Source organism: Gemmatimonadota bacterium (assembly GCA_040882465.1).
Classification (GTDB): Bacteria; Gemmatimonadota; Gemmatimonadetes; order Longimicrobiales; family Gaopeijiaceae; genus JBBEBG01.
Genome location: JBBEBG010000037.1, coordinates 35,064 through 47,701, shown reverse-complemented (window position 1 = coordinate 47,701; position 12,638 = coordinate 35,064). Strand labels below are relative to the sequence as shown.

12 protein-coding genes are annotated in these 12,638 nt (G+C 66.8%); 9 read left to right on the top strand and 3 right to left on the bottom strand.

Features of this window, described 5'->3' with window-relative positions; all coding sequences use genetic code 11:
* Positions 1-11: 11 nt before the first annotated feature.
* The 3 genes from WEG36_14445 to WEG36_14435 all read right to left on the bottom strand — a co-directional run bounded on the left by WEG36_14445 (position 12) and on the right by WEG36_14435 (position 1,301).
* The gene (locus WEG36_14445; GenBank protein ID MEX1258810.1) at positions 12-368 is read right to left on the bottom strand and encodes a penicillin acylase family protein; all 357 of its coding nucleotides are present in this window, start codon (positions 366-368) and stop codon (positions 12-14) included.
* A gap of 124 nt (positions 369-492) precedes the next feature.
* Positions 493-765, bottom strand: coding sequence for a DUF4242 domain-containing protein (locus WEG36_14440; GenBank protein MEX1258809.1), 273 nt, complete (start codon positions 763-765; stop codon positions 493-495).
* Positions 765-1,301, bottom strand: a complete 537-nt coding sequence (locus tag WEG36_14435; protein ID MEX1258808.1) for a hypothetical protein — start codon at positions 1,299-1,301, stop codon at positions 765-767. Before WEG36_14435 ends, WEG36_14440 begins: the two co-directional genes overlap by 1 nt.
* Before the next feature lie 116 nt (positions 1,302-1,417).
* Between WEG36_14435 and WEG36_14430 the strand changes: the two genes are divergently transcribed.
* The 9 genes from WEG36_14430 (at position 1,418) to WEG36_14390 (ending at position 12,600) form a co-directional block, all read left to right on the top strand.
* Positions 1,418-3,505: a BTAD domain-containing putative transcriptional regulator gene (locus WEG36_14430; protein ID MEX1258807.1), complete on the top strand. Its 2,088-nt coding sequence runs from the start codon at positions 1,418-1,420 to the stop codon at positions 3,503-3,505.
* A 186-nt stretch (positions 3,506-3,691) separates the two neighbouring features.
* Positions 3,692-4,105, top strand: a complete 414-nt coding sequence (locus WEG36_14425; GenBank protein MEX1258806.1) for a transposase zinc-binding domain-containing protein — start codon at positions 3,692-3,694, stop codon at positions 4,103-4,105.
* A 206-nt stretch (positions 4,106-4,311) separates the two neighbouring features.
* Positions 4,312-5,493, top strand: coding sequence for an ATP-binding protein (locus WEG36_14420; protein ID MEX1258805.1), 1,182 nt, complete (start codon positions 4,312-4,314; stop codon positions 5,491-5,493).
* 93 nt (positions 5,494-5,586) lie between these two features.
* Positions 5,587-5,799 carry a DUF433 domain-containing protein gene (locus tag WEG36_14415; GenBank protein MEX1258804.1) on the top strand — a complete coding sequence of 71 codons (213 nt, stop codon included), beginning with the start codon at positions 5,587-5,589 and terminating at the stop codon, positions 5,797-5,799.
* 32 nt (positions 5,800-5,831) lie between these two features.
* On the top strand, positions 5,832-6,164 hold the full coding sequence (locus WEG36_14410; GenBank protein ID MEX1258803.1) for a DUF5615 family PIN-like protein: 333 nt from the start codon (positions 5,832-5,834) through the stop codon (positions 6,162-6,164).
* Between the two features lie 142 nt (positions 6,165-6,306).
* Entirely contained in the window at positions 6,307-6,714 is a 408-nt protein-coding gene (locus WEG36_14405) for a hypothetical protein (GenBank protein MEX1258802.1), read from the top strand.
* Between the two features lie 452 nt (positions 6,715-7,166).
* Positions 7,167-8,039 (top strand): glycosyltransferase family A protein, encoded by an 873-nt coding sequence (locus tag WEG36_14400; GenBank protein MEX1258801.1) that lies wholly within the window; start codon positions 7,167-7,169, stop codon positions 8,037-8,039.
* A gap of 204 nt (positions 8,040-8,243) precedes the next feature.
* Positions 8,244-11,261, top strand: coding sequence for an amidohydrolase family protein (locus WEG36_14395; GenBank protein MEX1258800.1), 3,018 nt, complete (start codon positions 8,244-8,246; stop codon positions 11,259-11,261).
* A gap of 25 nt (positions 11,262-11,286) precedes the next feature.
* Entirely contained in the window at positions 11,287-12,600 is a 1,314-nt protein-coding gene (locus WEG36_14390; protein ID MEX1258799.1) for an amidohydrolase family protein, read from the top strand.
* The last annotated feature ends 38 nt before the right edge of the window (positions 12,601-12,638 follow it).

The window sequence follows — 12,638 nt, the reverse complement described above, 5'->3', positions numbered from 1 at the left end:
CTCCACCGCGCTCAGTGGGATGATCGTCGGAGCATCCGGCGCGTGCGGCGCACCAATCGCGATGTGCTCCTGGCGAATGACACCGCCCGAGCCACCGCGAGTGCGTGGGTCTCCTTGTGGGTGAAGTCGCTTTCGAGTGAGTCGGCCCCGAAAATCTTGGAAAGTTCACCTCGCCCGCGGACCAGATTGAGCACCACCATCGCCCCGTGATCCTCGAGCTGGGCCCACGCGAGGCCGTAGCCCATCGCCGCCATGTCTTCGGCGAGGATGTGCGGCACCCCGTGGGCGGTGCGACGGATCTCCACGCGCGACGGGTAGTCGGGGGTGGGGAGCTGAAGGGCGGCGAAGAGCAGGAGCGATGAGAGCATGAGGAGGCCTGAGAGGGCGATTGGCGATTGGCTAACCGAAATGTATAGCCATGTCATCCCGACCGAGCGCCTGCGGCGCTCGGTCGGGATGACATTCTTGTTGTCGCCGTTCGCCGTTCGCCTACTACTCGGCGGTCGTCGGATCGATGATCGCCGCCACTTCCAGGACCCGATCTGCCGGGAAGCACCCGCGGCGGGCGTGCTCGCGAATCAGGTCCGCATTGGGCGCGATGTAGACGCAGGTGATCTTGTCGTCCGTCACGTAGCTCTGCACCCACTGGATGGTTGGCCCGAGTTCCTCGAGCACGCTCTTCGACTTCTGGGCAATCGCCTGTAGTTCCTCCCGGCTCAGGGCGCCGGCGTTCGGAATTTCCCGCTCGATCAGGTAGCGTGGCATCAGTGGTCGTGCTCCGCAGAAAGGGCGGCTGCGGCGTTGGCGCAGCTCACGGTAGGGTTCCAGGGCGTGAACATCCCGTTCGGGTTGGTCTGCCAGAGCCAGACATGCAACGTGTACAGCCCATTACCAAAGCTGTAATCCTGCCCGAAGAGGCGCGGCGGCTCGCTGTTGGTCCACGCGGTACCCGGCACCACGTATTCCAGACCGACCAACTTGAGGCTCCCGTTCGCCTGCGGCTCGTACATCACCGCCTCGGGCTGGAGCGGGTCAACCACGGCGTCGAGCAGCGAGGTGTTGACGTAGTGGTAACCCATCGCCCCCTCGGTCGGGTCCGAGAAGCAACTACCGCCGAAGAGGAAGGTATACGCACCCTTCTCCGCCTGTTCGAAGCTGCTGAAGCGAGCGGTCGCGGCGCGCACCGCCTGCAGGTCAGGGCCGACCTTGGCGGCCTGCAGATGGAGCGGCTCGGGAGCGATGGGGTCGGCGGCGCACGCTGCGAGGGTGAGCAGGGCAGACAGCAGGATGGGGAGACGCATCGGAAACTCCTTGGAAATGGGAACCGAAGGAAGTGCGAGAACCAACGCCCGCAAGATGACGCGGAACGGTTAGCGCCTCACCTCCCCGAGAATTAACTGTTCGTTAACTTGAGCGTATGGTTCGCATCCAGCTCCTCGGCGGCGCCTGCCTGCGCGACGGCACCACTGTCCTGACCGGCCCGCCTGCCCAACGGCACCGCATCGCTCTCCTCGCCCTCCTCGCCGGGGCCTGGCCGCTGCCCCTCGCGCGCGCGCGAGTGCTGGCCCTCCTCTGGCCCGAGAAGGACGAGACCGCCGCCCGCCGCCTCCTCAACCTCAGCATCCACGTCCTCCGCCGCGCTCTCGGCAAGCAGGCCATCGTCTCTCTCGGCGATGGCCTCCTCCTGGGTACCGAGGAGCTCTCCTGCGACGTGCTCGATCTCCGCGCCGCCGTCGCAGGCGACGACCTCGATCGCGTCGCCCGGTTGCACGCGGCCCCGTTGCTCGACGGCTTTTCGCTGCCGGACGCGGTGGACTTCGGCCACTGGCTTGACGACACGCGCCGCGACCTACAACGGCTGCATCGGCGTGCAGTCCTGGCACAACTCGAACGTTCTGAGCGCGCGGGCGATCTTCACGGCGCCGTGGCCGCGTGTCGGCAGCTCGTGGCGCTTGATCCCTACTCGGGTGACGACGCGCGCCGGTTGATGCGCGCGCTCGAGCAGGCCGGCGACCGAACCTCCGCGATCCGTCAGGCGGTCGAGCACACGCAGCGTCGCCGCGCGGATCTCGAAATCGGCCCCGACCCCGCCGTGGCGGCACTCGCCGACGAACTCCGCGAGGGCGTCGCCGCCGCGGTCGAGCCCCCGTCCATCGCGGTGCTGCCCCTGCGCACCGTCGGCGCCGAGCCTGATGCGCATGCGCTCGGCGACGGCATCACCGAAGAGGTCATCGCGTTGCTCGCCAAGCGACGTGATCTCCGTGTCATCGCGCGCGGCACGGTGGCAGCACTCCGCGCGCGCGAGGCGGCGCCGCGCGAGGTGGGTCGCGTGTTGTCGGTGCGCTACGTCCTGGATGGCTCCTTGCGCATCGCGTCCGGACGGGTGCGTGTGGTCGCGACGCTGATCGATGCCGAGACGGAGCGACCAGTCTGGGCAGAAACGTACGAGCGAGTGCATGCAGACGTCCTCGCACTCCAGTCCGACGTGGCGCTCCGGCTCGCGGAGGCGGTGCACGCCGAGGTGGTGACGGGGGCCCACGCATCGGGAGACGTTCCAGCACCGGACTCGCTGGCGCATCGTCTGGTGCTGCAGGGAAGGCAACACCTCGCCGGCAACACCGTCGCTGCCTTGTCACGCGCGCGCGAGGCCTTTACCCGTGCGGTGTCGCACGCACCAAGGTATCTCGAGGCGCAGGTGCAGCGGGCGTTTGCCTGCCTTGAACTCGCGACCGAGGGCGACCCGGATTTCGTCACGCGCTTCGCGGAAGCGCGCGAGGCGGCCGATCATGCGTTGGCACTCGACGCACGACACCCTGAGGCACTCGCCGTCGATGCGGCGGTGCGGATGATGGCGGACTTCGATTGGTCTGGTGCGGAGGCCGGCTTGCGTCGGGCCCTCGAGCGCGCGCCGGACCACCCATTGGTGCATGACATCCTCGCCCGCCTGCTCTGGGCGATGGGACGCTACGACGAGGCGTTCCCCGTGGCGCGCCGCGCGCAGACACTTGGCGCGACGCCGCATGGGGTGGATCTCGTCACGCTGTTGCTCAGTGCGAACCGCTACGGCGACGCGTTGGCGGAAGCGCGGCTCGCGAGTGAGGTGGATCCGTATGCTCCACGCACCCACGCTGCGCTTGCCTGGGCCCTCTTCCTCTGTCGGCAGTACGATGCGGGCGCACGGACCATGGCAGAGGCGTTCGCGCGATCGGATGGTCACCTCCGCTGGCGCGGCGAACTGGGCCAGATGCTCGGCATGATGGGGCGGTGGACCGACGCGCGTGCGTTGATTGCTGACCTCGAAGCGACGCCGGGTGTCTCACCTTGCCATCTCGTACACCCGTACCAAGGGCTTGGTGAGGCGGATGCGGCACTCGACCTGCTCGAGCGGGCGGTGGCCGAGCGTTGCGGCCCGGCCTACGCGATCCGCGGGTCGTTCATCTACGCCCCGCTGCGTGGCCAGCCGCGCTTTACGGCAGTGGTCAAAGCGATGGGATTGGGGGGGTAGGGGAGGAGGTGAGCATGCCTGTGACGCCGACACTGAAATCGGTGAACGGAGAACGGGAATCTATAGCCGTGTCATCCTGAGCTGCACTAGTTGCGATGAAATCTGACAAGTAGTCTGGAGTCCTGGTGTTTCACTGCCCCCCGGGAGGGGGGTGACCGTGTTGCCCGTGTGACGGCCGTTCCAGCCATGGCAGGGCACACGGCTGTCCCAGTGGGTTGGGAGATGGTCGCCCACGTCCCACCTCCTTCGCCGACCACCCGCCGGTGGGCTCCCTCCTCCGTCACGCCGGAGTATCAACCCGTCGGAGGCGTCTACCGCCCGAGACGCCCGACCGCTACGCCGCTCTACCCCGTGGTCCAGTATCACCTGGAAACATTCCTCGCGTTCGCCGCGGAGGCGGATCCGATGGGGTGGGGCGTGCCCGCCTGGGTCGAGGAGGATTTCCGTCGCTACCTCACGTGCGGGGTTCTGGCCCACGGGTTCGCCCGCGTGCGGTGCGGCGACTGCGGCCAGGAACGGCTTCTTGCGTTCTCCTGCAAGGGCGTGGGGTGTGCCCGTCGTGCAACGGCCGGCGGATGGCCGAGGTCGCGGCCCACCTGACGGACCAACTGCTTCCGCACCTTCCGGTCCGGCAGTGGGTGCTCTCGCTCCCCAAGCGGCTGCGCCCATTCCTGCACAGGCGCCCCGAACAGGGTGCGGCTCCAGAACCCCGAATTCCGGGCCCCGTCGATATTCCGGGGACATCGGGAGCGTCCGGCAGGGCTCGCACCCTTGCATTAATGGTATGTCATACCATATTTGCTAGGATGATCAGCCGCCGACTCTCTGCCCCGGTGCGACGCCGTCTCTCGGAGTTCCCCGCCGTGGCGATCCTCGGTCCCCGCCAGGTGGGGAAGACCACCCTCGCCCGCTCGCTGAGCCTCGAGCTCGGTGACGCGGCGGTGCCGGATTACCTCGACCTCGAGAGGCCTGCGGATCTCGCCAAGCTGGAGGACGCCGCCGGGTATCTGGAGTCTCGCGCGGACCGGCTGGTCATCCTCGATGAGGTTCAACGGGCGCCGGGGCTGTTTCGCACGCTCCGGGGGGTCATCGACGAGCGGAGACTCTCCGGGAGATCCAGCGGGCACTTTCTACTGCTGGGTTCGGCGTCGATCGATCTGCTCAAACAATCCGGCGAGAGCCTCGCCGGACGCATCGCGTACCTTGAGCTCGGACCGTTCGACGTCCTGGAGGTCGACCCTGGCCGGGAGGCTGAGCTCTGGGTCAGGGGTGGCTTCCCCCCCAGCTTTCTGGCGAGCTCGGACGAGGCCAGCGTGGCGTGGAGGGGGAGCTTCATCGCGACCTATCTGGAGCGCGATATCCCGCAGCTCGGTCCGCGGATACCGGCGGAGACGCTTCGCCGCTTCTGGACCATGCTCGCTCATCGTCAGGGAGCGCCGCTGAACGCGGCCGAGCTCGCGCGGGGCTTGGCGGTCGACGGGAAAACCGTAGCGCGTTACCTCGATCTCCTGGTGGACCTCCTGCTCGTGCGGCGGCTGGAGCCGCTACATGCCAACGTTGGAAAGCGGCTCGTCAAGTCTCCGAAGACGTACGTCCGTGACAGCGGCATGGTGCATGCCCTTCTCAGGCTCGATTCCCTCGACGATCTCCTCGGTCATCCGATCGTGGGGGGAAGCTGGGAGGGCCATGTCGTCGAAACGCTCCTTCGCCTGGCGCCTCAACGGACCCTCCCGAGCTTCTATCGTACCTCGGCCGGCGCCGAGATCGACCTGGTGTTGGACCTGCCCGGCCATCGCCGGTGGGCCGTGGAGATCAAGCGTGGCTCGGCGCCGCGGGTGGAACGGGGGTTCCGCAACGCCCTCGACGATCTGAAGCCCGATCGCGCGTTCTTGGTCCACTCCGGTGACGAGCGGTATCCGAAAGGTGGAGGAGTCGAGACGATCGGTTTGCGTGAAATGGCGGAAGAGTTGGCGGCCACCTCCATCTGACCGAAGCCGCCATCGCCGCCTCAGGAGGCCCCCTCCGGGAGACGATCTTTCGACACGCTCCAGCCGGAAGAGGTGCGCAGGGCCCCTCCAGCCATGGCAGGGCACAGGGCACTCCCGGTGGGTTGGGGATGGCCGTCCGCGCCCCACCTCCTTCGCCGACCGCCCGCCGTTGGGTCTCCTCGGCCGTCGCGCCTGTACGATATCCTGGAGTACCTCGCTTCCGGGATGACCGAGGATCAGATCCTGGCCGATTTCCCGGATCTGGAGCCCGAAGACATTCGGGCGGCCCTCGCCTTCGCCGCCTAGCGTGAGCGATGGCTCGTTTCGATCCCCCCCGAGTGAAGCTTCTCTTCGATGAGAACCTCTCTCCGCGTCTCGTCGGAAGCCTATCGGACATGTTTCCAGGATCGGTCCACGTACGGGACGTCGGACTCGCGCGAGCAGCCGACGCCGCGCTCTGGGATTACGCCCGGGATCACGACCTCACCATCGTCTCCAAGGACTCGGACTTCCACCAGGTGAGCTTCCTGCGCGGCCCGCCGCCCAAGGTCGTTTGGATTCGCAGGGGAAATTGCTCCACCAAGGCGATCGAGGCACCGCTGTGGTCGCGAAGAGCAGAGATTCTGGAGTTCGAGGCCGAGGAGGACGCCTCTTTCCTGGCGCTGTCGTAGGGCCCCTATGATGCCTGGCCCTCCCCATTTTCGGTGACGCCTCCGCTCCCGCCCCCATCCCGGCGCGGCGCGGGCCATGAGTACGCGCTTTGCCACAGCGCCGGGCGCTGCAGTTCATCACCAGCCCCGGGGGAGCAAAACGATGAGCTGGGACGAGTATCACCAGAACGAGCAGCGCCAGCGCCGCGATCAGGAACGGCAGCAGCGCGAAAAGAGCCCGCGCGATCAGCAGCAGCGGCAGCACGAAGACTACATGAAGCAGCAGGACGATCACTATGATCGACGGCAGAGAGAGGACAAGAAGGGGGATTCGCAGCAGCGCGGAGGTGCGCCCCTCGTCGTGTGGTACTTCGGTGCGATCGGCGCGCTGTTCGGCGGCTTGAACCCACCCCTGAATTGGGACTGGTTCTTCGGGGGCACCCTCGGGTTCCTCGTGGGCGGGTTTCTCGGCGGTTACCTGCGGCAGTTCAGATGGGGGCGCGCCCTATTGTGGATCGTCGGGCTCGGCTTCGCCGGGCTGATCGCGTTCGGGATCTACCAGGCGTCGTAGCGTACACGTCACACTTCGGCCGTACCTCGGCCAGGGAGAGCCCCTCCCCGAGCCGGACCTCGAGCAGTCCCCGCCGGGCCACTGGGACGCCTGATTCCTTCGCCCGCAACGTCCGCTCCGCGCTCCTCCTCCCCCGCCCCTCCCGCCATCCTCCCGGCCCATCCCCACATAGGGATTCCGGAGCCCTTCTCCCGGCTCCGTGCGCCGCTCTCCCCTCGCTCGGCCGGCCATCAGGGCCTCCATTCAAGAATTCCTTGCTCCCTCAAAACCCGCCCCCTACCTTGCTGTTCGCGCTCCGAGGGCCTTTGAAATCCCTAGCCCTCCTTCATGATCCCGGCCATCCTGGAGGAGCTCCGGTGGCCCACCGGGGGCGCTCGCTCAAATCACTCGCGATCGTCGCACGAATCCGGCCGACCGCATGCCGAAACAGGATGAATGATCAGGAGGAGGAGTTGAGCACAGAGCGAAAAATCGTCGGGATCTCGCTTCTGAGAAATGAGGAGTACTTCGCGTTCTGGTCCATTGCGAACGCGGTGGACTTCTGCGACGAGTTCCTGGTGGTGGACAATCAGTCGGACGACCGGACGGGAGAGAAGCTGGAGGCGCTCCGAGCCCTCCACCCCCGGATCACGATCCACAAGTCCGAGGACCCGAATACGAGTCACCGGTACATCCAAGACTACGCGGGGGAGGACGTCTGGATCTTCGGGGTCGACGGAGACGAGATTTACGATCCCGAAGGGCTGGCCCGGCTGCGTCTTCGCATCCTGTCCGGTGAGTTCGATGCCCACTGGTGCCTGGCCGGATATATGCTCCATGCGGTGCGCATGGACCTCGAGGCCGGCCAGGCCTCCGGATACATCAGTCCCCACACGCCCCGGGGAACGAAGCTCTACAACTTCGGCCTCCTCGAGTCCTGGGTGCAGCCGGACCGGGAGCGGCTCCACGGACACTCGATGAAGTTCCGGCCGGGCCACTCGAAGAAGGACGTCTTCGACCTCTTCGCGGAGGCCCCGTGGGAGGCGTGCGACATGCGGTGCGTCCATCTCTGCTTCTTTCCCCGCAGCTCGGCGGACACCGTAGCTCCAGTCCACCGCAAGAATCCGTTCGAGTTGAGGGCCCGGGGGGTGCGGAAGCTTCACAACTATGTGAAAAGCTTCCTCGCGACCCCCTTCTCCAGTGAGGCCGGGTACAAGACGCGCCGGTACCGCCGGGGAGAGATCGTGACCCGAGACATTACGGCCTTCGGGCAACCGGATCGGTGGGCCCCCTTCGACCCCCAGGCGAACGAGGCCGAACGCGTCCTCTCGATCCCGAGGGGCTGAGCCTCCCAGCGTCCGGGCCACCGCGAGAGGTTCGACCGGGGCGCCCGCTCCGTGATCGCAACCGTTGCATTTCGTGGGCCGGACCCGAAATCGAGGCGCAATCGCTCCGACGACCGTAGAATGCCTCTGGTGGGGGCCGGACAAACGTGCCGGATTCTCGAAGGCCCCCCCACACGCTTTTCCACGTCCAAAGGAGAAGTCGTCATGAACCGCCCCGCACTCCTCCTGCTCCTCGCGATCGCTCCGATGACCCTTCTGGCCCAGGAGCCTCGCCAGACCGAACGGCTCGAAGGCATACGCGAGCAACTTCCCGGTGTTTACGCGCTCACCAATGCCCGAGTGGTCATGGGCCCAGGGCGGATCTTGGAGGATGCCACCCTCGTGATCCGAGACGGCGTGCTCGAAGCCATCGGGGCCGACGTGACGCTCCCGCCGGACGCTCACGTGCGCGACCAGGCGGGGCTCACTCTCTATCCGGGGTTCATTGACGCGCACTCAGACCTGGGACTCGAGGAAATCCGGGTGGATACGGCTCGGGGTCCGGTGCACTGGAATCCGCAGGTGCGCCCCTTCATTGACGCGGCCGAGGAGTTCCTCGTCAGCGAGGATCGGACGGCGGAATTCCGGGGCCAGGGCGTCACCGTGGTTCACGCGGTGCCTCCGCTCGGCATCTTCCGCGGGCAGTCAGCGCTCGTGAGCCTCGGGGAGGACCCGTACCGGGACCGGATCCTCCGGTCGGGCATCAGTCAGTCGGTCTCCTTCGCGCGGGACACCGACATCGCCGCCAGCTATCCCAATTCCTCCATGGGCGCCATCGCCCTGATTCGACAGACACTCCTGGACGCTGCCTGGTACGGCGAGGCCCAGACGATCTACGAGCGGAATCCGGTGGGGCTCCGCCGCCCGGAGACGAATCCGGCCCTGGCATCACTGGGCACCGCCGTCCGGGGCGAGCAACCGCTCCTCTTCGAAGTCCGGTCCGAGGAGGAATACCTGCGGACCCAGGCCCTCTTTCGCGAGTTCCCTCAGATCCGACCCTGGATCCGCGGAAGCGGACAGGAATATCGAATCCTGGATGTCCTCGATGCCGGTCTCCCGCTGATCCTCCCGCTGAACTTTCCGGACACGCCCGAGGTCGAGAGCCCGGAGGACGCGCTCGATGTGACGCTCTCGACCCTTCGCCACTGGCACCTCGCCCCCGAGAATCCAGGACGCCTGGCCGCGGCGGGGATCGAGTTCGCACTCACGTTGGCCGGCCTGGACGATGCGGCCGACTTCTTGCCGAACCTCCGCCGAGCCGTCGAACGCGGACTCCCGACGGATATCGCCGTCGCGGCGCTCACGGTAAACCCGGCCCGCATGCTCGGCATCGAACGGACACACGGGACCCTCGACGTGGGAAAAGTGGCGAACATCGTGGCCGTGGACGGCGACCTGTTCGACGACGAAGCCGAGATCCGGGACGTGTGGGTTGACGGCCGCCGATACGAGATCTCCACGCCCCCGCGTGTGGATCCTCGGGGAGAGTGGCTGGTCGCCTGGAACGGCGGCGGCGTTCCTAATGGACGTTTGAGCCTCGAGGGGTCCCTCGAGCGACTCACGGGGAGTTTCACCGTGAACGGGGAGGAAGAAGACCTTGAGTCGGCCAGCATACAGGACGAGGAAGGGCGGCTCCGCTTCAGCGTACCGGGCGAGATCCTCGCGGTGGACGGGCTCGTTCGCTTCTCCGGATCCATCGAAGGCGACGTCGTTTATGGCTGGAGCGAGTTTCCCGATGGCACGGCGCCGGGCTGGCGCGCCGAGCGGGTCGCGGGGCCCGGTCCGGACGCCGGGGCACCGTCCGTTGCGACGGCCTCCAGTCCCTCCGGGCCCGGTGGAGGAGCGGCGGACGAGGCGGCGAGTGACGATGAAGCCGATGACGGGAGCGCGGCGCCCCCGGCGCAGGCCCTTCTCCGCCTCGCCGACATCCGTCCAGCAATGGAGTTCGGGCGGGAGACCCTTCCCGAGCAGCCCCAGAGCGTGCTCGTCCGGAACGCGACGATCTGGACCATGGGCCCGAGCGGACTCATGGAGAACGCGGATCTCCTCGTTACGAGCGGACGCATCTCGCAGGTAGGTCAGGGCCTCCAGGCCCCGACCGGTGCGGTGGTCATTGACGCCGCGGGGCGGCACGTCACCCCCGGGCTCATCGATCCCCACCTCCATTCCGGGATCTCGTCGGTGAATGAGTCCGGGTCGAACATCGTTCCGGAGGTCCGCGTCGGAGACGTGCTCACCCACAACAACATCTGGATGTACCGGCAACTCGCGGGTGGACTCACACTGGCGCACCTGAAACACGGCTCGGCCAATCCCATCGGCGGAGAGAACGTCATCGTGAAGATGCGGTGGGGCGCCCTTCCCGATGAGCTGCGGTTCGTCGGCGCGCCCCGCACGGTGAAGTTCGCGTTGGGCGAAAACCCCGTATCTGAAACGCGGTATCCCGGCACCCGAATGGGCGTGGAAGAGATCATCCGAGACAACTTCAATGCCGCCCGCGAGTATCGCGAAATCTGGCGGGAGTGGGAGGCCGGAAACGGCGAGGGCATTCCCCCGCGCCGGGACCTCCGGATGGATGCGCTGGTGGACATTCTCGAGGAGCGGCTGCTCATCTCCGCGCACGGTTACCGCCAAGACGAATTCCTGATGCTCGTGCGCCTGGCCCAGGAGTTCGACTTCAACGTCCTGACGCTCCAACATGGCGTGGAGGCCTACAAGATCGCGCCCGAGCTGGCTGAGGCGGGGGTGGCGGCCATCGTGTGGAGCGACTGGTCGTCGTTCAAGATCGAGGCGTACGACGGGATGACCTACAACGCTCGCCTGCTGACCGAGGCCGGGGTGCTCACTTCCCTGCATTCGGACGACTCCCAGGTCTCGAGCCGTATGAACTGGGAAGCCGGAAAGATGGTCCGAGCCGGGATGACCGAGGAGGATGCCCTCGCGCTGGTCACGATCAACCCTGCGCGCATCCTCCGCATTGACGACCGGGTAGGCTCACTCGAAGTCGGGAAGGACGCGGACTTCGTGATCTGGAGCGGGAATCCGCTCTCTCAGTTCACACGGGCCGAACAAACGTGGGTGGATGGGCGGCGCTACTTCGATCTCACCGAGGACCGGGAGCTTCGCCGTCAGGTCGAGTGGGAGCGCGCGCAGCTCATCCAGCTTGCCCTCGACAACGACTGAGCCACCGACCGCCAGGAGATTTTCGATGAGATACGCATTCGCATGGGTCGGGGGCACGCTCGTTCGATCGGTCCTCCCCGTTATGGCCGTGGCCTCGTTCCTAATGGTTCCTCAGGCGGACGCCCAGGTCCCCGCCGCACCGCAGAGCCGCGCCGTCGCGCTCACGGGCGGAACGGTGCACCCGGTGAGCGGCCCCGATATCTCGAACGGAACCGTCCTCTTCGTGGACGGCGTCATCACCGCCGTCGGGACGAACGTTTCGATCCCGCCCGACGCGGAGCGGGTGGACGTCACCGGCAGGCACGTCTATCCGGGGTTGATAGACGGATTTAGCCAGGTCGGCCTCTACGAGATCGGATCCATAGACCTCACGATCGACACGAACGAGTTCGGCGCCTTCAATCCCAATGCCCGCGTCGAAGTGGCCGTGAACCCGGAGAGCCGGCATATCGGAACCACGCGCTCGAACGGCGTCCTCGTCTCCATCACGACTCCGGGCGGGGGACTCGTCTCCGGACTTTCGGCCGCGCTCGCCCTGGACGGTTGGAGCTGGGAGGCGATGACGATGCGGAGCCGGCTGGCGCTGAACGTCAACTGGCCGAATCCGAACGACGCGGACGCATACGCCGCCCAGATTCGGGAGCTCCGGCGCCTCTTCCAGACCGCGCGCGAGTATCGGGACGTGCGGAGTGGCGGCGGCTCCCTCCCGCTCGATCTGCGGTGGGAGGCCATGCTTCCGGCGCTGGCGGGGGACGTCCCCGTGGTCGTATCGGCGAGCGAGCTCCGTCAGATTCAGGACGCGATCACCTGGGCCGAGGAGGAGGGGATCCGCCTCGTTCTCCGCGGCGGAACGGACGCCCCCTATGTCGCCGACCATTTGGTGGCGAAGGGAATTCCAGTGCTCCTCACGTCAACTATGGCCGCACCGGGCCGCGCGTGGGAGCCGTACGACCACGCATACGCGCTCGCCGGCCGACTGGCGGATCTGGGAGTGCGATTCGCGATCACCGGAGGACCGAGTGCCCCCTACGCAAACCGCCTGCCGTACGAGGCGGGGGTCGCCGTCGCGTTCGGACTTCCTGAGGAGGAAGCGGTCCGCGCGGTCACGCTGTACCCGGCTCAGATCTTCGGGATCGACGATCTGGTGGGATCCATCGAAATCGGGAAGGACGCAACGCTGATCGTCACGACCGGACACCCGCTCGACACGCGATCCCGCGTGGAGGACGCCTACATTCGGGGAGGGCGGATCGACCTGAACGATATCCACCGGCAGCTATACGAGAAATACTCCGAAAAAGTGAGGCAGAGCCGACTTCCCGAAACGTCCGGGAACTGAGGGTGAGAGGCATCGTCGGGCGCCACATCGGGACACCC